Source organism: Paenibacillus sp. HGH0039, assembly GCF_000411255.1.
In the GTDB taxonomy this organism is placed as follows: Bacteria; Bacillota; Bacilli; order Paenibacillales; family NBRC-103111; genus Paenibacillus_F.
In genome coordinates, this window is record NZ_KE150412.1 from 881840 (window position 1) to 902799 (window position 20960).

The following is a 20960-nucleotide window of genomic DNA, read 5'->3' on the forward strand; positions in this document are numbered from 1 at the left end:
CATCGTTTTTAATAGAAATTTCATATAGAAACGTAAGAAGAGCCTGGAAGCTCCGCTATCACCTTTTTCAATAGCAAGGATATCAGAACTGAATGCAAATGTCCAAACGTAAATTGAGTCTGCTCCAGGAGGACGTCAATGGGGACAGGCACGCTCGACAGCAATCGATAAAGAATCGCCTCGTCTTCTGTCAGCTGTCGTTCCAGTGACGGCATGGAAGCCTGCTGAGCCGAGACTCCCAATTGTCCACTCAGGGAGGACATCAAATGCATATATTCTTCGTAAACGTCCCGGGGGTCCGTCACCATTTTGGCCCCCTGCTTGATAAGCGATAGCGCTCCTCTGCTCTTGGGAGAATGGATGGGACCCGGGACGGCAAACACATCCCTTGATTCCTCCAGGGCGAGATCCGCTGTAATCAAGGAGCCGCTTCTCTCGGCCGCCTCCACCACGATCACACCCAGACTGACGCCGGCAATCACCCGATTGCGCATCGGAAATAATCCCGGGTGCGGAACTGTACCGAGCGGGTACTCGGACACGACGATACCTCCGCAGGCGATGATTTCTTCGTGCAGCCTCGTATGCTCCGGCGGATAAATCCGGTCCGGCGGCACACCGAGCACGGCAACCGTTCCGCCCGCTCCGTCTTTGGCCCCGTGGTGAGCCTCCGCATCAATGCCCCGCGCCAAACCGCTTACGACAACAAAGCCCGCGGCCGACAAAGCCAGGCTGAGTTCCCGCGCGGCTTTCCGCCCGTAGGCGGTCGGTGTCCGCGTGCCGACGACCGCGAGGGCCGGTCTTTGCAGAACCTCCTGCCGGCCCCTGCAGTAGAGGACCCACGGAGGCTGAGCGGTTTCTTCGAGCAGCCGCGGGTAGCCGGGATCGAAGCGGGTCAGAATGCCGATGCCGAGCGACTCGTACTTTTCTAATGAAGCTTCAATTTTAAATGGAGTCAATTCATCTATTAACCGCTGGATTCTGGCTGCCGGAAGGCCAAGCCTGGCGTATTCGCCGGCTGACCAGAGCAGCAAATCCTTCAAATCGGAACATGAGCGGACCAGCAGATCAATGGTCTTCCATCCCACTCCGGTTATGCCGTGAAGCCCGATAAGTACAGAGCGATTCTCCATAGTATAAAACACTCCCTTGTCATTCACAAATTTTACAGAGCTAAACAAAAAAACCTTCCAATTCCCAACGGGAACTGGAAGGTTGCTTACCATCCATAAAAGCGCCGAAACCGGCGGCTCTATTATTTTTTAGTGATGCATTTTTCCAGCAGGCCTTTTTCTTCCAGGACGCTCACAAGAGTGGAGCCCATTTCGGAAGGAGTCGCCGCTACGCGGATACCGCAAGCTTCGAGTGTCGCCACTTTCTCAGCCGCCGTACCTTTACCGCCGGAAATGATGGCGCCTGCGTGGCCCATACGTTTTCCCGGAGGCGCTGTTTTACCGCCGATGAAGCCGACAACCGGCTTCGTCATGTTCGCTTTAATCCACTCGGCCGCTTCTTCTTCAGCGGAACCGCCGATTTCACCGATCATGATGACTGCATAGGTGTCCGGATCTTCGTTGAACAGTCGAAGAATGTCGATAAACTCGGAGCCTTTAACCGGGTCTCCGCCGATACCTACTGCGGAAGACTGGCCGATGCCGCGGGTTGTAAGCTGGTGAACCGCTTCATACGTCAAGGTACCGGAGCGGGATACTACGCCCACGTGGCCCGGAGTATGAATGTAGCCCGGCATAATGCCGATTTTGCATTCGCCCGGCGTAATAACGCCCGGACAGTTCGGCCCGATCAGACGGGTGCGTTTGCCTTCCATATAACGGGCAACTTTCACCATGTCGAGAACCGGGATACCTTCGGTGATACAGATGACAAGATCAAGATCCGCGTCAACGGCTTCCATGATGGAATCGGCCGCGAAAGCCGGAGGAACGTAAATAACGGATGCCGTGGCACCTGTTGCGTCCTTCGCTTCTTGTACGGTGTTATAAACCGGAAGAGTAACGGTAGAGCCGTTTTCAAGCGTGAAATCGACTTGCGTGCCGCCTTTTCCCGGAACCGCGCCCGCTACCATTTGCGTACCATATTCAAGACCGCCGAGTGTATGGAACATACCGGTCTTACCCGTCATGTTTTGGGTAATGACTTTTGTGTTTTTATCAATCAAAATAGACATGGTAATTATTCACATCCCCTGAATTTTTTGAAGAAAAGAAAGCTTGTACTCAATGACCGGAATTACTTAACGAGCGCAACGATTTTCTGTGCGCCGTCAGCCATCGAATCCGCGGAAACGATGTTCAGTCCGGATTCATTCAGGATTTTCTTGCCGAGATCCACGTTGGTGCCTTCCAGACGAACGACAAGCGGACGGTCCAGACCCAATTCCTTGGCTGCGGCGACAACGCCTTCGGCAATAATGTCACATCTCATGATTCCACCGAAAATATTGACGAAAATGCCTTTTACTTTCGAGTCAGAAAGAATGATTTTGAACGCTTCGGTAACTTTCTCTTTCGTAGCACCGCCCCCTACGTCAAGGAAGTTAGCCGGGTCTCCGCCGTAGTGCTTGATGATATCCATCGTAGCCATGGCAAGTCCTGCACCGTTAACCATACAACCGATATTGCCGTCCAGGGCGATGTAGCTGAGGTCATATTTGGAAGCTTCGATTTCCTTCTCGTCTTCTTCTTCGAGGTCGCGCAGATCCAGAATGTCTTTATGACGGAACAGTGCGTTGGAATCGAAGTTAAGTTTCGCGTCAAGCGCCATTACGTTACCGTCGCCGGTTACGACGAGCGGATTGATTTCGGCAATGGAGCAATCTTTTTCAACGAACGCGGTGTAAAGGGCAAGCATGAACTTAACCGCTTTATTCACGAGCTCTTGAGGAATTTTGATGGCATAAGCCAGTTTGCGAGCTTGGAAAGCTTGCAGGCCGATTGCCGGATCGACGATTTCTTTGAAAATCTTCTCCGGAGTGTTAGCCGCCACTTCCTCGATGTCCATACCGCCTTCTTCGGAAGCCATCATCGTAACACGGCCCGTTCCACGGTCGACAACTACGCCTATGTAGTACTCTTTCTTGATATCGCAGCCTTGCTCGATGAGCAGGCGTTTAACTTCCTTGCCTTCAGGACCGGTTTGGTGAGTGACCAGCACCTTGCCCAGGATTTGCTCCGCATAAGTCCGGACTTCGTCCAGATTTTTAGCTACTTTCACGCCGCCCGCTTTACCGCGGCCGCCTGCATGAATTTGCGCTTTGACAACTACGACCTGAGTGCCCAGCTCTTTAGCTGCTTCGACCGCTTCATCCACGGAAAACGCCACTTTGCCCTGGGGTACGACAACGCCGTACTGCTTCAGGACTTCTTTGCCTTGATACTCATGGATATTCATTTGCAAATCCTCCTAAACGTATTGTTTCTCCCTGTATGCACGAAACCTCATTCAAGCTTCGAATCTATCCGCATAATCAACGTAGGGTATTCGCCGTTTGACAGGGGAAATCCTGCCCGGCTCTTTTTGGGTCCGGACAAACATTTGCCATCGATAATTGTATCACTTTTTGTCGACAGTTTCCTCTCTTTTTAAAAAAGAAATCGTTTTTTCTAATTGCTCAGGAAATCGTTAACTCTTCTTCCACCCTCTTCATGAAAAAAGCACTTCCATCCCCGTCCGGTTCCGGAAGCGCTTGAATGCACAACTGCCTATACGTAAGTCGGGTTGACCTGGGTCACAGTGCGGGGCTCCCGCTCCGCCTGCTTGACGAATCGCATCTCGTTACCGACAAAGCTGCATACCTGGCACTGTATCGTCGGCTCGCTCTCGGCAATCGCGTTAGCTTCACTGGATTCCGTGACGACTCCCGTGAGGGCGTCTTTCACAAAAGGCTGCGAATAGCTGGTCATCAGACTGAACTTGACCCGGTTGGAGCGGCAGTTCGGGCAGAAATACGGTTTATCCTGCATATCAATCACCTCGGAGTTAGTATGACCAATTATTCGCAGCTAAAAGAACATTTTCATGTCTGGGTATTTTTGGTATACTAACCAAATAACCATGAATTACAACGAAACGGATCATAAGGAAGCACCTTTGACCTGTCCACTGTGAAGGGAGAAGGTGTTTTTACATGTATGGTAAAGTAACCGGGGCATGCCTGCACGGAATCGACGGAATCTGCATCGAGGTGGAAATCGATATCGCAAACGGGCTCCCCCAAATCAACGTGGTCGGACTTCCCGACACCGCCGTCAGAGAATCGATCGACCGTGTACGCTCCGCCATCAAAAACTGCGGGTTTCAGTTTCCTCTTGAACGTATTACGGTCAATCTGGCCCCGGCCGACCTGAGAAAAGAAGGCGCCTCCTTCGACCTGGCCATTGCGGCCGGCATTCTGCTGACCAGCGGCCAGATTCAGCTGCCCGGCATAGACCGTTGTCTGCTCGTCGGAGAACTGGCGCTTGACGGCGGCCTCCGCCCCGTACCGGGGGTGCTGTCCATGGTCGATGCCGCCCGCCGGAGAGGAATCCGGCGCGTTCTGCTGCCCTTGGCCAATGTGGACGAAGCCCGCCTGATTTCAGGAACTGAAGTCCAGGGGATAAGCAGTCTGAGCGAGCTGGGGGACCCCTGCAATCGCGGCGTGACAGCAGACGGGGCATCCCTATCGGAAACCGGTTCCGCTTCAGTATCCTTCCCCTGCGAAACTCTTCCCGCCCGGCCCGGTGTCCCTGCCGAGATGCATGCCCCCGTGGCGGCCTCCGATGATTATGCCGATGTAATCGGACAGCATCACGCCAAGAGAGCCATCATGATTGCTGCGGCCGGTATGCACAATCTTTTATTTATCGGTCCCCCCGGCACGGGCAAAACGATGCTGGCCCGCCGGATTCCCGGTATACTTCCGCCTCTGTCCGACGAAGAAGCGCTCGAGGTGACGAAAATTTACAGCGTGTCGGGAAAATTGGGCACGATCAGCCGGTTTATGCGGCAAAGGCCCTACCGCTCGCCTCATCACACCGTTTCGGCGGCCGGTCTCATTGGCGGCGGCTCCGTACCGAAGCCCGGCGAGGTAAGCCTGGCTCACCAAGGCGTCCTTTTTCTGGATGAGCTTCCCGAGTTTTCGCGGAGCGTGCTGGAAGTGCTGCGCCAGCCGTTGGAAGACCGCAAGGTAACCATAGGGCGGGCACGCGCCTCCTTCACCTTTCCGTCCGGGTTCCTGCTTGCCGCATCCATGAACCCCTGCCAGTGCGGATTTTATGGAACCGAGACCGCCGAACAAAGCTGCATCTGTTCTCCGCTTAAAATCAGACAGTACAGAGCCCGCATTTCAGGACCTCTCCTTGATCGGATTGATTTGCATGTAGAAGTTCCCCGGCTGGATTATACCGCCATGACTGACAAGCGCCCTTCGCTTTCCTCTGAAGACATGCGCCGGCAGGTATTTGCCGCTCACCGAAGGCAGCAGCTTCGTTATGAAGGCAGTTTTATGCGTTTTAACGCAGAGCTCGGCGGCAAATGGCTTCGTAAATACTGCGTACTGCCGCCCGAAGCCGAAGACCTTCTCCGGCAGACATTCGACCGGCTCCGCTTAAGCGCGCGGGCACATGACCGGATTTTGAAAATCGCGCGGACGATCGCGGATCTGGAAACAAGCGACGGGATTACTTACGGACACATCGCCGAAGCGATCCAATATAGAAATCTGGACAAATCTTATTCCCTCTAGCGGTGCAAGCGAGAAATCGTCCCGGAACGGGAGGGGCTCTTTAGAGACTCTAACGCGATACAGCCGTCATTTCAAAATCGCGCAAAAATACCGCAAAAACGAAGCTCCAATACGCGACAAAAATTCGCTGCAATCCCTTACCCGCATGCAAAACAACTTGTGATTGATCACCGTCATGCGGCGTTTCATCTAACCCACGGGAATTTCAAACGGTACGAAAACAAGAAAAGGCGCCCGTTCAAGCGACGGGCGCCCTTTTTCACGATCATCCTGTATGTCCGGCCTGCAGTTTCTAACCGAACTTATGAACTTTCAAACCGTTCATTCAAAACGCTCCCGTCAGGTGCTCCAGACGGTTAAACTCTCCTTCAGGTGTCAGCTCGACCGTGATCACATCAAATCTCACCTTGCGTTCGCTCTGCTTGGCGGCATACAGGTATATTTGTGCGATCTGACGCACTTTCAGCTGTTTCCGGGCGTCCACGGATTCTTTCGCCGTACCGAACCGTCCCGTAAGCCTGCGCGTACGCACTTCGACAAAAACCAGCTGATCGTCCGCTTCGGCTATAAGATCGATCTCACCCGAGCGGCAGCGCCAATTGCGGGCTGCAATACCGTAACCTTGAGCGGCTAAATACTCTTCCGCCCTCTGCTCGCCGTACCGCCCCAGATCTTTTCGGGATAAAGGCGAAAACGCCATGTTACAGCCCCTTCCGCTGACTGTCTCTCATTTCCTTCATCCGGTTGTCCGACCGGTAAATGTAACTGAGCACCTCGGCGACAAGCTGATAGAGCTCCCCCGGTATTTCTTGATCGAGCTCCAGCTTCGAGAGTACTTCCACAAGTGAAGCGTCTTCCTGTACGGGAACTCCGCTCTCCCTTGCCTTCTCGACAATCGCCTCGGCGACTTTGCCTTTCCCTTTCGCAATGACCGTTGGCGCTTTCTGCTCTCCGGGCGCATATTTCAGGGCAACCGCTTTGCGGATCGCATGGGTTCCCGCACCTTCTCCTTCAGCCGTTTCCTTGGAGGGACCTGAGTTTGACGGAGTCTGGCCTCGCTTGGCAGAAAAATTCATATGCGCAGATCCACTCCCCGGTAGGCTTCTCCCGGCACGATGGTATCCATCATAACCGCGCTTAGGGAAGAGCCGGAATCCCCGCCCGTGAAACTTCCCGACGCCTTCGGATATTCCGCTGTTTTCATAGAGAGAAACTGATAACCCAGTTTATCCAAGGCCGCTGCAATCTCTTCTTTGGAGCCGTTCAGCAGCTCGCCGATTATCGGCTCGTCATTAAACACTTGAAGACTGACCATTCTATTCATTACACCGACGTCCACCAGTGTGTGGCCCATCGATTTCATTTGTAGGTCGAACAAAAGACGGCAGTTCTCCGCATCCAGTTCTCCGCGTTTGCCCTTGCGGGATTGGATGTGAACGGCTGCCGTGGGCTGCCCGTCCGCGCTGAGAAGCGGGACAAACAGCGTCACATGCGTAAACACCCCGCTGCGGTCCGGCGAAAGCAGCAGCTGCTGCCCGGTGATCTGCTGCAGAGCCTGCTGTGCCGACTCCCGGATCGGAGCCGGGAGATCGTCGGCCGCCGTCAGCTGGAGCAGCAGGCTCTTGAGCGTCTCGGCGCTGTCCGCCTTGAGCGCCGCAGCCTGCCCTTCGCCGGCCGCGGCCAAATGTGCCCCGCCTGCGTGCGCGGGGTTGCCCGGCTGCCTCAGGAGGCGGCTTTCGTGGTCGACGCCCACCGCCCGCAGCAGCTCGCGCACCCAGCCGCTGCCGGCCGCCGGGCGCTGATCGCCCGCAGCGGCCGCACGTGCGGCGTCCGCCTCGGCGGCGCCGTCCGGACTGGCGGCTGGCTGCGCCGCATAGGAATCAGCCGCCGCACGCGGCGCGCTTGCCGGCAGCCCGGGCTGCGGCTGGGCTGCCGCGCCGTCAGGCCGCGCGACGCCGGCGGCAGCCGTGCCGGGCGACGCCTGTGCAGGCGGCTCCCCGCCTGCTGCAGGGCGTCCCGGGGCAGGCGCCAGCCCTGCCGGACCGCCGGCAGGCGTGCCCGGAGCTGCGGCTGGAGCGCCACCGCCCGCTTGCGCCGCTGTCTGCCCGGCGGGCGTGCCGCCGGCAGCCTGCGCCTGCGTACCTGGCGCGGATGCACCCGCAGCAGGCCGGTCCGCTCCTTGCGGCAGCTCTGCGGCAGCGCCAGCCTGCATACCCCCGGCAGACGGCGTCAGCCGTACGCTTCCATCAGCGGGCACTCCTGCCGCAGTCTGCGGCAAGCCCGATGTCCCCGGCAGCACCTGGCGGCCTTGACCGGCGGCCTGCGCAGTACCCCCGCTTCCATCGGGGCGAATTCCTCCCGGCTGGCGTGTATCCGCCTGCCCGGCGGTTCCCGTACCGCCTCCGGAATTTGCCGTAGGCGTTCCCGCCGCAAGTCCCGGCTTGCCGGTTCCGTTTTCCAAAGAGGACGCTGTTCCGTTCGAAGCCGGCTTCCCCCCCACCTCCGCTGTTGTATCCTGCATCGTCCGCAGAACATCGGCTAATTGCCGGAGCAATTTTTCTCCGCTGCCGTTTGTTCCTTCGGCCAGGCCGCCGTTTTGCAGCAGCCCGCTTAATGTCTGAGCCAGATTTTGCAGCGTTTCTCCGAACGGCTTGCCGAATAAAGCTTGGTGAATGGCTCCTACCGTGTCCGCTGTCAAGGGCAGGCCCTTGCTTACGGCCACGCCCACAGCCTGCACCCACTGCTCGGGCTTCACGGAAGCCGGAATCCTGCTCATAATGTCTTGGAGCGGCGCTGCCGCTTCCTTCGTCAGCGGGATACCCTGCTGCTTCATCATCTGGACAAGCTCGCGGTTCACCGCCGTATCTTTTAACCCCGTCTGCTTCAGCATTTGTCCGATCTCTTCTTGTGTCGCCGGCACAGCCGGCCCCGCTGCCGGTTTAAGAACGACCTGTCCACCCGTGCTTTCCGGCTGCACCTGCAGCCACGCGGTCTGCCCGGGCGCCAGGGGAGTCTCCAGCTTGGCCCTCACTTGTACGCCGTCGATGGACATTTGGGCTTCCTGATTATCGTAAACCTGCAAAACCACACCCTTGACAACTTGTCCGGGCTTCAACTCCAATGTTTTGGGCTCCGCCGCCTGCATGCCGCCGGCCAAACCACGAATCAATCCGCTAATGTTCACGCCGACCCGCCTTTCGTTTTCGCGTTCTTTATGTATATATCGGCCGGAACCTCGATTAAAATAACTCCTGCTGCATAACCAGGACATTACGGATAAAAAGCTTGCGGTGCAGAGGCGTCGGCCCGTATTCGATCAGCATTTCCCTATGCTGCCGGGTCGCGTATCCCTTGTGCTTGGCAATGCCGTATTCCGGATGAAGCTTATCCCATTCCCGGCACATCCGGTCCCGGGTAACCTTGGCGATAATCGAGGCAGCCGCAATCGACTGGCTCGTCGCATCCCCGTGAATGATCGCCATCTGCCGGGTGTTCAGATCCACTTTTTCCGCGTCGACGAGTAAAAAATCGGGTGCGGGGTTAAGCTGCTCCACCGCTAGTTTCATGGCCAGCCTGGAAGCCTGTTTAATGTTGATTTCTTCAATCGTTTTTACATCTATCGTACCGATGCCCACGGCAATCGCTTCTTTCATGATCACATCATACAATTCTTCGCGTTTTTTCTCGGAAAGCTTTTTGGAATCGTCCACGCCTTCCAGAATTAAGCCCTGGGGCATAATGACGGCGGCCGCAACGACATCTCCGAATAAACAGCCGCGTCCGACTTCATCCACACCCGCTATGCGGGAGTAGCCTTTCTCCCATAATCCTGTTTCTTCCTGAAGCATGGCTGCAATCTCCTCCCGTTCTCCATTATACCGGAAGAAACGACACATTGTCCCCTGTAAACAACAAAAAACGTGCGACCAATCCTCTTCGTTTTCGAAGAAGACTGTGCACGTTTAGCTGCTTTGTCCTATCACATGGCTGTAAAAGACAGCCGGCACCTTACAGATACTCTTCCGGCACTTCCAGCGAAACCCGCCCTAACTTGCCGGAACGAAGTTCGCGCAAAAACAGCAGGGAGGTCTTGTCGAGATCGACGCGTCCGCCGCTGATTATAGCTCCGCGCTTTCGGCCGATGGTCTCCATCACCTCGATGACTTCGTTAGGATTCTCGCTGTCCGCGGGAAGCTCCTCGATTCCGTAGCGCTCCTTAAGACGTTCACCGTAGTACTCGGTCATGTAACGGATCGTATGAAAGGCGATATCGTCAAGATGCAGAATTTCTTCCTTAATCGCACCCGTTGCCGCCAGCTTCATGCCCACGTTCTGGTCATCGAATTTCGGCCACAAAATTCCCGGTGTATCGAGAAGGTCCATATCCGTTCCGAATTTAATCCATTGCTGGCCTTTCGTGACGCCCGGCTTATCACCGGTATTCGCAATTTTCCGCCCTGCCAACTGGTTAATCAAAGTGGATTTCCCCACGTTCGGAATTCCCACAATGAGTCCCCGTATGGCCCGAGGGTTGATGCCTTTACGAAGCTGGGTTTCGATTTTGGCGCTCATGAGTTCTTTGCATCTCGGCAAAATCTCTTTCACTCCCGTACCGGAAGAAGCATCAATCGGCAAAGCTTTCAAGCCTTGGTCCGTAAAATACTTCACCCATTCCGCCGTAATCGCGGGGTCCGCCAAATCCGCCTTATTCAAAAGAACGAGGCGCGGCTTTCCCTTCAGAATATCATCGACCATGGGATTGCGGCTGGACATCGGAATCCGCGCGTCGAGCAGCTCAATAGCCACGTCGATGAGCTTCAATTTATCTTCGATTTGTCTTCTTGCCCGGGTCATATGGCCGGGAAACCATTGAATCGTCATCCTATCACCTCTGCATACAAAACGAGCACTTCTTCATCAGAAGTGCACGAAACCTGCTTTATTTAGGGGCCAGAACACCAGATCCGCACGGCCGACTATTTTATCGTATGAAACAAACCCGAGTTCTGCGAAACGGCTGTCTTTACTGTTAGAGCGGTTATCTCCCATAACGAATACGGACTTGTCCGGCACTTTAATCTCCGTTGTGCCCTCGCTGCCCGCTTCGGGGAAATTGCGCCTGTTATAAGCATGCCCTTCTTTTACCGCATTATCTATGGCTTCTTTTATGTAAGGCTCTTCAATGACCTTATCGTTGATGTATACCTTGTCGCCGTCCACCTTGATCGTTTCTCCTGGCGTAGCCACGACCCGCTTGATATAATCAATGCCTTCCGGCGCATGAAGTACGATGACTTCGCCCCGTTTCGGTTCACTGAATTTATACTTGATCTTATTTACGATTAACCGTTCACCCGTATGAAAGTTCGGTTCCATGGAGGGACCTTCGACGATGAAGGGGGCAAACAGCAGCCAACGAATCAAAAATACAAGAACGGCAGCGATCAGCAGGGCTTTGATCCATTCCCACGCTTCCTTTTTTACGGGATTTTTCGCCGGAGCTGCCGCATTTTCGGTTTCGGCCGAAACTTCCTGCTCTCTTCTCTCCATCATCCAAACCCCATTTCCTGATCAAATGAACATGAGCTTTTAAGAAACTAAAAGGGGACTTGAAAACAAGCCCCCTCGGTCTTTATTATCGAATTTCTTTAATTCTAGCCGCTTTACCGCGAAGACCGCGCAGGTAGTAAAGTTTCGCACGACGAACTTTACCACGACGAGCTACTTCAATCTTTTCAATCTTCGGAGAATGAAGCGGAAGTGTTCTTTCCACGCCAACGCCGTAAGAAATTTTACGAACTGTAAACGTTTCGCTGATTCCGCCGCCGCGACGCTTGATCACGACACCTTCGAACAGCTGAACGCGTTCGCGGGATCCCTCGATTACTTTTACAAATACTTTCAAAGTATCGCCGGGACGAAAGCTCGGGATATCAGAACGCAATTGTTCTTTCGTAATTTCCTGAATGAGATTCATTTAAGATTCCCTCCTTCCACAATAGGTGTTCATTCCGCCATCTCTTAGCTGTCAAACCATGTTTGTATGCGTAGAGGACCACCCGATTCGAACAACACAACATTGGATATTCTATCATACGTTCAACAGAAAAACAACCAAAATCGTTCGTATTTTCTGTTTTGGTAGAAAAGATTCGAAACAGCTGTAAAAAATCCCGGATTTCGAGTGATTTTCAGCCCTGCTGTCCCTCTTCCTCGGCCATTTTCTCACGCAGCCAGCGTTTCTCTTTGTCCGTCAGCTCGGCATTCTCAAGCAGTTCGGGCCTGCGTTTGAACGTGCGGTAAAGCGACTGCAGCCGGCGCCATTCGGTAATGTTCGCGTGATGGCCCGAAATCAGCACATCCGGGACGGTCCATCCCCTGAACTCAACGGGACGCGTGTAGTGCGGATACTCCAGGAGGCCTGTGCTGAAGGAATCCGTCACCGCCGACTGCTCGTTGCCCAGTACGCCGGGAAGCAGACGCACGACACTGTCGATCACCACCATGGCCGGAAGCTCTCCGCCCGTGAGCACATAGTCGCCGATAGACAGCTCGTCCGTCACGAGATGCTCCCGTATCCGTTCGTCATAGCCTTCATAGTGCCCGCAAATAAAAATAAGATGTTCTTCCCGGGACAACTCTTCGGCCTTCCGCTGGGTAAACGTCTCGCCTTGGGGGCACATCAGAATGACACGCGGCCTGGCACCCGTCGAAACCGGCTCTCCGGCCGTTTCCGAGCCGCTCGAAGGCACATCAAGCAGGGACTCTACCGCCGCAAAGATCGGATCCGGTTTAAGCACCATTCCCCCGCCGCCGCCATAGGGATAGTCATCCACCGTGTTATGCTTGTTGCCTGCAAAATCCCTGAAATTTACGGTGGACAGATTCACGATGCCTTTTTCCCGGGCTTTGCCCAAAATGCTCGACGTAAATACGCCTTCAAACATGGCAGGAAACAGAGTCAGTACGTCTATGTTCATAAATCGAGCAGCCCCTCCAGAAGATGAACCGTTACGATCTTCTCTTCCACGTTCACATCCAGCACTACGTCGTCGATCACAGGGAGAAGCAGCTGTTTTTTATTCGGTCTGCCTACTACCCAGACATGGTTCGCGCCCGGCGTCAGAATTTCCTGAATCGTGCCGAGTTCTTCACCTTCTTCAGTGAGGACCCGGCAGCCTAAAATCTCGTGATAATAGTACTCGTCCTCGTTCAGACTTTCCAGGTATTTTTCTTCCACCCGCAGCAGGGAGCTCTTGAAAATTTCAACCTCGTTGATGTGAGAAAACTCCTTGAACTGAGCGATGTACATATTTTTGTGCAGCCGTGTGCTTTTAATGGTCACCGGTGTAAGTTTACCTTTGGCATCCTCGATGACCAGCTTGCTGCCGTCTGCAAAGCGCTGCTCGGCAAAATCCGTGTGCGGCACAACTTTCAGTTCTCCTCGCAGACCGTGCGTGTTGACTATGGTCCCGACCGTATATAATTTATCGCTCATATCCTTTATTTTTCCACCTCTGTCCCGTTTCCATACTTGTTCCGATCCCGGACGCCGAAAATGCTCAAAACCGGGTTCCGTCCGCCTGTCCGGTCTTGTTTCCTCGGACGCCCTTCCGGCAGGAAACGGTTTCTCGTGTTCAGATGCAAGAAAAAGGCTAGGAATGATCCTAACCTTTTCCTCTATGACATAATTTCAACGGTAACCCGTTTGTTTTCCTTAACTGCAGCTGACGTGACGACTGTGCGAAGAGCTTTGGCGATACGCCCCTGTTTGCCGATAACTTTACCGACATCACCCGGGTGTACGGACAGTTCATAAACGACACTGTTCTCGCCTTCCACCGCATTCACACGCACGTCTTCCGGATGATCCACGAGTGCCTTCGCGATAACGGTAATGACCTCTTTCATAAAGACCTCCGAAATGCCTGGGTAGGATTACTTCTTCAGCTTAGACTCGTGGAACTTGGTCATAAGACCTGCTTTGCTGAACAGGGAACGAACCGTATCGGACGCTTGCGCGCCGTTTTGGAGCCATTTCAGTGCTTTCTCCTCGTCGATTTTAACGACTGCAGGTTGAGCTACCGGGTTATAGTAACCGATCTCCTCGATAAAACGTCCGTCACGCGGAGAGCGGGAATCGGAAACAACTACACGATAAAAAGGAGCTTTGTGAGCACCCATACGCTTCAAACGAATACGAACTGCCATGAATATCACCTCCCACATAGAATAAACGCCTTGTATCGAAACCGCCGGCCGTTAACCGAACGGAAACTTGAACCCTTTGCCCAGCTTCTTCATGTTCTTCATGGCTTTGGGATTCATCATGCCCGAGAACTGCTTCATCATTTTGCGCATATCTTCAAACTGCTTCAGCAGCCGGTTGACATCTTGAACGGAATTGCCGCTGCCGAGCGCGATGCGTTTGCGCCGGTTGGCATTAATGATTTCAGGCTTGCGTTTCTCTTCCTTCGTCATCGATTTAACGATGGCCTCGACACGGCCCATCTGTTTATCATCGACTTTCAGGTCTTTCATGCCTTTCATTTTGCCGGCTCCGGGGAGCATATCCAGCAGCTGGTCCAGCGGACCGAGCTTCTTCACCTGTTCCATCTGTTCGAGGAAATCGTCGAACGTGAACTCGGCATTGCGCATCTTGCGTTCCATTTCCTTGGCTTTATCCGCGTCGATACCCGCCTGCGCCTTCTCGATCAGGGTGAGCATATCGCCCATGCCGAGAATCCTCGAAGCCATCCGCTCCGGATAGAAAGGCTCCAGCGCGTCCATTTTCTCGCCCATTGCGGCGAACTTGATGGGACAGCCGGTAACGGCTTTGACCGATAGTGCGGCACCGCCGCGCGTATCGCCGTCGAGCTTAGTCAGGACGACACCCGTCAGTTCCAACTGCTTGTGGAAACTTTCAGCCACATTGACGGCATCCTGCCCCGTCATCGCGTCGACGACCAGCAGCGTTTCGTGCGGGCCGACCGCTTCGCGCACATTTTTCAGCTCATCCATAAGCGCTTCGTCAATGTGCAGCCGTCCGGCCGTATCGACGATCACGTAGTCGTTGTTGTTATCCTTGGCGAACTGAAGCCCGTTCTTCGCGATTTCGACGGGACTGACCTGGTCGCCCATGGAAAACACGGGAACCTTCAGCTGATCGCCCAACACCTGCAGCTGCTTGATGGCAGCGGGCCGGTAAATATCGCAGGCAACCAGCAGCGGCTTGTGATTTTGCTTCTGCAGCATTTTAGCCAGCTTGCCGGACGTTGTCGTTTTACCCGCACCCTGCAAACCGACCATCATAATAACGGTAGGCGGTTTGTTCGCTTTGGCCAGCTTCGTGTGCGTTCCGCCCATAAGGTCGGTAAGCTCTTTGTTTACGATGTCGATGACGACCATGCCGGGGGTGAAGCTTTTCATCACGTCTTGTCCGACCGCGCGCTCTTTCACCTTGGCGATGAAGTCTTTGACTACTTTGAAGTTAACGTCGGCTTCCAGAAGAGCCAGACGCACTTCGCGAAGCGCCTCGCTCACGTCTTCTTCCGTCAGCTTGCCTTTGCCCCGGAGCTTGTCGAATACGCCCTGCAGCCTGCCGGTTAATCCTTCGAATGCCATCTAAACCGCCTCCTTCCTGCTTGTTTCAATTGCTTTGAACTTACGTCTTCTTAACATGTATGGGTCTCTGCCTCGGCAGAGCTATTCGTTCTATTCCGTATGAACGATCCGGCGCATGTAATCCGCGGCCCGGTCCGCAAGGTCGCCCGGCGACTGGAGGAGCAACTCCTCCGCCTCGCTCAGAAGCTTCAAGCGGCGTTCGTGTTTCGTCAGCAGCAGAAGTTTGCTCTCGTAATCTTCGAGCATCTGCTCCGCGCGTTTCACATGTTCGTAAACAGCCTGGCGGCTGATCTTGAATTGCTCGGCGATTTCTCCGAGAGAGTAATCGTCGTGAAAGTACAGTTTAAGCACAGCCTGCTGTTTGTCCGTCAGCATGGGCTCGTAGAAATCAAACAGAAGATTAATTCGGTTCGTTTTCTCCAGAATGCGATCTTCCGTCATAGGGCCCGCCTCCGTCAAGGTTATGCACTTTACACCAGCAACAGTCCTTATATTAAAGGATGTCGGATGGGATGTCAAGTCCTTCACCTTGTCAGCTAAAAAATTCGCGGCGCTGCGAAATACCTCCTTCGAGAAGGCTCGCGCACAAGTACCTTTCAAGTAAAGAACAATGCCGACCGCACGGGGTTCAGCTCGGGTCGGAGGCCCCTTAAGCCTCCGCTTTTTCCTCGGCGATCCATTTGCCGAACAGCGCATGAACGAACTGCTCGGAATCAAACGGCTGCAAATCGTCCATTTTCTCGCCCAGTCCCACGAATTTTACGGGAATGTTCAGCTCCTGCCGGATCGCAACCACGATGCCGCCTTTCGCCGTACCGTCCAGCTTCGTTAAGACGAGGCCGGTCAGACCGGTTTTGTCGCCGAACATTTTAGCCTGCTGAAGGGCATTCTGACCTGTCGTGGCGTCCAGCACGAGAAGCACTTCATGCGGAGCATCGGGAACTTCCCTGCGGATCACCCGGTAAATCTTGTTGAGCTCCTCCATCAGGTTCACCTTGTTCTGCAGACGTCCCGCCGTATCGCAAAGCAGAATGTCCGCCCCGCGGTTTTTCGCGGCCTGCACGGCGTCAAACATGACAGCCGCCGGGTCGGAACCCGCCTGCTGCTTGATGACGTCCACGCCTACACGCTGTCCCCACGTTTCGAGCTGCTCGATCGCGCCGGCCCGGAACGTATCGCCTGCGGCCAGGATGACTTTTTTACCCTGCGATTTGTACATATGCGCCATTTTACCGATGGTGGTCGTTTTGCCCACGCCGTTAACGCCGACGAACAAGATAATGCTCAGCCCGCCCGGAGCCAGCCTGATGCTGCTGTCTTCGCTGCCCTTCAGGAGCTCCGTCAGCTTCTCGGACAGCACCGGTTGAAGGTCGTTCGGATCTTCGATTTTACGTTTGCGCACTTCACCGCGCAGCTGCTCGATCAGCTCCATGACCGTGCTCACGCCGACGTCGGCGCCGATCAGGATTTCTTCCAGCTCCTCGTAAAATTCTTCGTCGATTTTTTTGCGGCGGCTGAAGAGATCGTCCACACGGTCCACGAAGACATCGCGCGTTTTGGTGAGACCTTCCTTAAATTTATTCGTTACCGCCTCGGTTTTGCTCGAAATGCTCTCTTTTAACCGTTTAAAAAAACTCATCTGAAGCTGTTCCTCGCTTTCTGAAATGGCTCTTAAAGAGCCTGAAAAGTGGCTGATCGAAAATACACGTTTATATAACCGGATTTACCGCCCGTGAAATCAGGGTTCTCGGACGCGGACGATACTTGTTTCCGGAATCGCCGTTTCTCGTCAAGAGGCGGAAATCATCGCTTCCTCGTCTTCAAGCCGTACGGATACAAGCTTGGAAACGCCGCCTTCTTCCATCGTAACCCCGTAAAGCACGTCCGCTTCCTCCATCGTTCCCTTGCGGTGCGTGACCACGATAAACTGGGTCGTTTCGGAGAATTCGCGCAAATACTCGGCAAAACGGGTCACGTTCGCTTCATCCAGCGCCGCCTCGACTTCGTCCAGCACGCAGAACGGAACGGGCTTGACGCGCAGAATCGAGAACAGCAGCGCAAGCGCCGTGAGCGCTCTTTCCCCGCCGGAGAGCAGCTGCAGGTTCTGCAGTTTTTTACCCGGAGGCTGGGCTACGATCTCGATGCCCGTCTCCAGCAAGTTTTCCGGATCGGACAAAATCAGATCCGCCCGGCCTCCGCCGAACAGCTTCACGAAAACGACCACGAAATGGGAGCGAATCGCATCGAAGGTCGTTTTGAAGCGCTTCGACATTTCCTGGTCCATCTCCCGGATCACGGTGTAGAGCGTTGTTTTCGCCTCCACCAGATCGTCCTTCTGGACGGAAAGGAAATCGTAACGCTCGGACACGCGGGCGTATTCCTCGATCGCGCCCAGGTTGACATCGCCCAGCGAAGAGATGGAGCGCTTCAGATCGCGAACCTTGTTCTGTGCGCCGGTGATATCTTCCGGCACCGGGTAGCGTTCTTTGGCGAGTTCGTAGCTCATTTCGTACTCTTCGCCAAGCTTTTTGAGCAGGTTCTCCAGCTCCACGTCCAGCCGGTTCACGCGCACCTCGTGCTGCAGGCACTGCTCCTCCACCTGCTTGAGCTGCGTACGCTGTTGGCGGGTTTCGTTCTCGGCCTGCTGGAGCTTGTCCATCCACCCCGCGCGTTCGGAACGTTTGAACTCGATGTCCTCCGTGCATTTCTGCTTGCGAAGTTTCAGCGTATTGAGCAATTCCACCTGCTTCACGCTTTCTTCCGCATGGAATTCCATCTCCGCGCGAAGCTGCCACAACTGGCGGCGATTCATCTCCAGCTCCTGCTTCGCTTCCGCGAGATCCTGCTGGAGCCTCCGCTGCTGATCCTGCAGCGACTGCTTCTCCTGCGAAGCGGAAGCGACGCGAACCTTGAGATCCGTCAGCTGGTTCTGCAATTCCTCCTTCGCCGATTCGTTCGCTTTGCGCGAAGACTCGGCATCCCGGATGGCCTGCTGAAGCGCCTCCTCTTCCTGCTGCAGCTCTTCGAGCTGCCGGCGGTTTTCTTCGATGCTGCGCTCCTGCTGGCCGCGTTCCTCAAGCAGCGTCGAACGGTCGTCGCGCTCCAGCGTCAGCTGCTCCTCCATGCGGCGCACTTCCGCTTCAAGCGGAGCCAGATCCGCACGGATCTGCTGTTCTTCGATCCGCTTCTGCTCACCGCGCCCCCGCAGTTCTTCCAGATTCGCGTTGTCTTCGACAATCTCTTTGCGGGCCTGAGAAGCCCTCGTCTTGAGCTGCTGAAGCTGCGTCTCCGAAGCTTCGATCTCGCCGTCAAGCTCCTCGATCTGCCGCTGGCGGCCGAGCAGGTTGGAGCTTTTTTTCTGAAGACTCCCGCCCGTCATGGAACCGCCCGGGTTAACGATATCTCCTTCAAGCGTAACGACACGGTACCGGTAATGCGCTTTGGCGGCAATCCGGTTCGCATCTTCCAGCGTTTCCGCAATAATAACCGTACCCAGTAAACTGGAAAAAATATTGTGATACTGCGGGTCGAATTTAATCAAGTCAACCCCGATGCCCACGAACCCGTTCGAAGACGTCAGCGCACCGCGCTCACTTTCACCGATCGAACGTCCCCGGATGACATCCATGGGCAGAAACGTCGCGCGCCCCATCTGCCGGCGCTTCAGGAAAGCGATCGCTTCGCGGCCGTAAGCTTCCGTCGCCACGACGATATTCTGCAGGGCTCCGCCGAGAGCCGTTTCCACGGCCAGCTCGATTTCCGCCGGCACGCTGACAAGCTCCGCTACGGCCCCGTGAATCCCTTTGAGCCCGTCGGAACGGTTCTTGGCTTTTAACACTTCCTTAACGCCGTGCATAAAGCCGTCGTAATCGTTCTGCATTTCTTTCATTGTGTCGCGTCTGGATGTGAGCGCGTCGATCCGCTGCTCCCATTTGCGCAGCATGCCGGACGATTCTTCCAGCAGCGTCTGCTTCTTCTTGAGACTTTCGCTCAAATCGAGATAAGCGGAACGGATCTTCTCGACTTCTTTACGGGTCTGCTCCAGTTTTGTTTCAAGCTGCTTCTTGCGGGCGGCGATATCGGACTGCAAAGCGGTCCTCTTCTGCCCTTCTTCTTCCAGCTTTTGAAGCCGCCGCGCCAACGATTCGAGCTGCTGCTCCGCATAACGGATTTCGTTGCGGCACTGCGCCATCGCATTCATTTTATCGAGAAGCTCGGATTTCAGCTGATCCTCCACGCCCGAATTCAAGCCGCCGCTGACCCCCTGGAGACGATTCTCCTCTTCGGACAGCTTGGCTTGATACTCGAACAGCTGCGCGCCGATATGTACGATTTTCTCACGGTGCCCGGCCAGCTCCGCTTCTTTCTCCGAAAATCTCGTTTCCTGAAGAACGATGGTCTGCTCCAACTGCTGTTCGTTGGAAGCGAAATTTTTCTTCCGTTCCTTGAGCACCTCGCCGTGGCCTTCGCATTTTTCGAAATCCTCGGAGATTTGCAGCAGGGTTTCCTGAAGCTTCTCCAGTTCTTCCTCCAGCCGTTTCGTTTCCCAGCGGTGTTTCTCCAATTGGGCATCGTGCTGGCTGACAAACGTGGACAAGCTGAGCTGCTCCTTTTTCAAAGCGGTAAGCTTCTCGTTTGTCTCCGACCAGGAGACATAGATCTGATCGATCTGGTGAACGTATACGGCGATTTCGCTATGCTTCAGTTCTTCCTTCAGCTCTTTGTAGCGGATCGCTTTCTCGGCCTGCTCCCGCAAGGGATTGATCTGATCTTCCAGCTCCGTAACGAGGTCATGAATGCGCAGAAGATTCTGCTCGGTTTCCTGGAGTTTCTTCTCCGACTCCTTCTTGCGCGATTTATATTTGACGATTCCGGATGCTTCCTCAAAAATACTGCGGCGCTCTTCCGATTTATTGCTCAAAATTTCTTCGATCCGGCCTTGGCCGATAATCGAATACGCCTCTTTTCCGATTCCGGTATCCATAAACAGTTCGGTAATGTCTTTCAGCCTGCAGGACTGCTTGTTTATAAAATACTCGCTGTCTCCGCTCCGGTGCACACGCCGGCTGACCGTCACCTCGTTGTAATCGAGAGGCAGCGACTGGGACGTATTGTCGAGCGTGAGCGATACTTCGCCGTAATTAACGGCTCTGCGCGCGTCGCTGCCGGCAAAAATCACATCTTCCATCTTGCCGCCGCGCAAACTCTTCGCGCTCGTTTCCCCGAGCACCCAGCGGATGCCGTCTGAAATGTTGCTCTTCCCACTGCCGTTCGGACCGACTACAGCCGTGATTCCTTTGACGAACTCCAGCTCCGTGCGGTCCGCGAACGATTTAAATCCGGATAATTCAATCCGCTTCAAAAACATAGATTCTTTTCACCTCAAAACTTTTCGCTAGAAAAGTTACTTCGTAAGGACTGCTAAACTTTGCGGGTAGCAAAGTTACTTCGTAAGCGTCACAAAACTTTTCGCAAGAAAAGTTATTCATAAGCATGCTCAGCTTTTCGCAAGAAAAGCCGCTTTGTAAGGATTGGCGGGCTGCGTTCACGGCTGTCCTAACTGCCTAAGCTTACGGCCGGAGAAGGCACCCCG

At 54.6% G+C, this 20960-nt stretch carries 20 protein-coding genes; 1 reads left to right on the forward strand and 19 read right to left on the reverse strand.

Annotated features, from left to right (window positions below):
• Nucleotides 1–20: 20 nt before the first annotated feature.
• From dprA to HMPREF1207_RS03700, 4 genes are all read right to left on the reverse strand, one after another.
• On the reverse strand, nucleotides 21–1133 hold the full coding sequence (gene dprA, locus HMPREF1207_RS03685; RefSeq protein ID WP_009674475.1) for a DNA-processing protein DprA: 1113 nt from the start codon (nucleotides 1131–1133) through the stop codon (nucleotides 21–23).
• A gap of 122 nt (nucleotides 1134–1255) precedes the next feature.
• Nucleotides 1256–2188: a succinate--CoA ligase subunit alpha gene (gene sucD / locus HMPREF1207_RS03690; RefSeq protein ID WP_009674484.1), complete on the reverse strand. Its 933-nt coding sequence runs from the start codon at nucleotides 2186–2188 to the stop codon at nucleotides 1256–1258.
• A 62-nt stretch (nucleotides 2189–2250) separates the two neighbouring features.
• Nucleotides 2251–3411, reverse strand: a complete 1161-nt coding sequence (gene sucC / locus HMPREF1207_RS03695) for an ADP-forming succinate--CoA ligase subunit beta (protein WP_009674470.1) — start codon at nucleotides 3409–3411, stop codon at nucleotides 2251–2253.
• Nucleotides 3412–3722: 311 nt separating this feature from the next.
• A complete protein-coding gene (locus HMPREF1207_RS03700; protein WP_009674469.1) occupies nucleotides 3723–3983 on the reverse strand; it encodes a hypothetical protein in 261 nt (86 codons plus the stop codon).
• A 164-nt stretch (nucleotides 3984–4147) separates the two neighbouring features.
• Here HMPREF1207_RS03700 and HMPREF1207_RS03705 point away from each other — a divergent pair, with 164 nt between their 5' ends.
• Nucleotides 4148–5743: a YifB family Mg chelatase-like AAA ATPase gene (locus tag HMPREF1207_RS03705; protein ID WP_009674467.1), complete on the forward strand. Its 1596-nt coding sequence runs from the start codon at nucleotides 4148–4150 to the stop codon at nucleotides 5741–5743.
• A gap of 325 nt (nucleotides 5744–6068) precedes the next feature.
• Here the strand turns inward: HMPREF1207_RS03705 and HMPREF1207_RS03710 are convergent, their stop codons facing one another.
• From HMPREF1207_RS03710 to smc, 15 genes are all read right to left on the reverse strand, one after another.
• The gene (locus HMPREF1207_RS03710) at nucleotides 6069–6443 is read right to left on the reverse strand and encodes a YraN family protein (protein WP_009674473.1); all 375 of its coding nucleotides are present in this window, start codon (nucleotides 6441–6443) and stop codon (nucleotides 6069–6071) included.
• 1 nt (nucleotide 6444) lies between these two features.
• Entirely contained in the window at nucleotides 6445–6819 is a 375-nt protein-coding gene (locus tag HMPREF1207_RS03715) for an EscU/YscU/HrcU family type III secretion system export apparatus switch protein (protein WP_009674482.1), read from the reverse strand.
• The gene (locus HMPREF1207_RS03720; protein WP_016423455.1) at nucleotides 6816–8927 is read right to left on the reverse strand and encodes a hypothetical protein; all 2112 of its coding nucleotides are present in this window, start codon (nucleotides 8925–8927) and stop codon (nucleotides 6816–6818) included. Before HMPREF1207_RS03720 ends, HMPREF1207_RS03715 begins: the two co-directional genes overlap by 4 nt.
• A gap of 55 nt (nucleotides 8928–8982) precedes the next feature.
• Nucleotides 8983–9639 carry a ribonuclease HII gene (locus tag HMPREF1207_RS03725; RefSeq protein WP_082211295.1) on the reverse strand — a complete coding sequence of 219 codons (657 nt, stop codon included), beginning with the start codon at nucleotides 9637–9639 and terminating at the stop codon, nucleotides 8983–8985.
• Nucleotides 9640–9751: 112 nt separating this feature from the next.
• Nucleotides 9752–10624: a ribosome biogenesis GTPase YlqF gene (ylqF, locus tag HMPREF1207_RS03730; protein ID WP_009673373.1), complete on the reverse strand. Its 873-nt coding sequence runs from the start codon at nucleotides 10622–10624 to the stop codon at nucleotides 9752–9754.
• 36 nt (nucleotides 10625–10660) lie between these two features.
• A complete protein-coding gene (gene lepB, locus HMPREF1207_RS03735) occupies nucleotides 10661–11296 on the reverse strand; it encodes a signal peptidase I (protein ID WP_009673361.1) in 636 nt (211 codons plus the stop codon).
• A gap of 82 nt (nucleotides 11297–11378) precedes the next feature.
• Nucleotides 11379–11720, reverse strand: a complete 342-nt coding sequence (gene rplS, locus HMPREF1207_RS03740; RefSeq protein WP_009673374.1) for a 50S ribosomal protein L19 — start codon at nucleotides 11718–11720, stop codon at nucleotides 11379–11381.
• A 214-nt stretch (nucleotides 11721–11934) separates the two neighbouring features.
• Complete coding sequence (gene trmD / locus HMPREF1207_RS03745; protein ID WP_009673357.1) at nucleotides 11935–12723, reverse strand: tRNA (guanosine(37)-N1)-methyltransferase TrmD; 789 nt, start codon at nucleotides 12721–12723, stop codon at nucleotides 11935–11937.
• Nucleotides 12720–13241, reverse strand: coding sequence for a ribosome maturation factor RimM (rimM, locus tag HMPREF1207_RS03750; protein ID WP_009673377.1), 522 nt, complete (start codon nucleotides 13239–13241; stop codon nucleotides 12720–12722). Before rimM ends, trmD begins: the two co-directional genes overlap by 4 nt.
• Nucleotides 13242–13423: 182 nt before the next feature.
• On the reverse strand, nucleotides 13424–13654 hold the full coding sequence (locus HMPREF1207_RS03755; RefSeq protein ID WP_009673354.1) for a KH domain-containing protein: 231 nt from the start codon (nucleotides 13652–13654) through the stop codon (nucleotides 13424–13426).
• A gap of 27 nt (nucleotides 13655–13681) precedes the next feature.
• On the reverse strand, nucleotides 13682–13954 hold the full coding sequence (gene rpsP, locus HMPREF1207_RS03760; protein ID WP_009673359.1) for a 30S ribosomal protein S16: 273 nt from the start codon (nucleotides 13952–13954) through the stop codon (nucleotides 13682–13684).
• 51 nt (nucleotides 13955–14005) lie between these two features.
• Entirely contained in the window at nucleotides 14006–15367 is a 1362-nt protein-coding gene (gene ffh, locus HMPREF1207_RS03765; RefSeq protein ID WP_009673360.1) for a signal recognition particle protein, read from the reverse strand.
• A gap of 90 nt (nucleotides 15368–15457) precedes the next feature.
• Entirely contained in the window at nucleotides 15458–15808 is a 351-nt protein-coding gene (locus HMPREF1207_RS03770) for a putative DNA-binding protein (protein ID WP_009673356.1), read from the reverse strand.
• Nucleotides 15809–16016: 208 nt separating this feature from the next.
• Nucleotides 16017–17006: a signal recognition particle-docking protein FtsY gene (gene ftsY / locus HMPREF1207_RS03775; protein ID WP_009673370.1), complete on the reverse strand. Its 990-nt coding sequence runs from the start codon at nucleotides 17004–17006 to the stop codon at nucleotides 16017–16019.
• Between the two features lie 150 nt (nucleotides 17007–17156).
• Nucleotides 17157–20735: a chromosome segregation protein SMC gene (smc, locus tag HMPREF1207_RS03780; protein ID WP_009673371.1), complete on the reverse strand. Its 3579-nt coding sequence runs from the start codon at nucleotides 20733–20735 to the stop codon at nucleotides 17157–17159.
• Nucleotides 20736–20960: the final 225 nt, after the last annotated feature.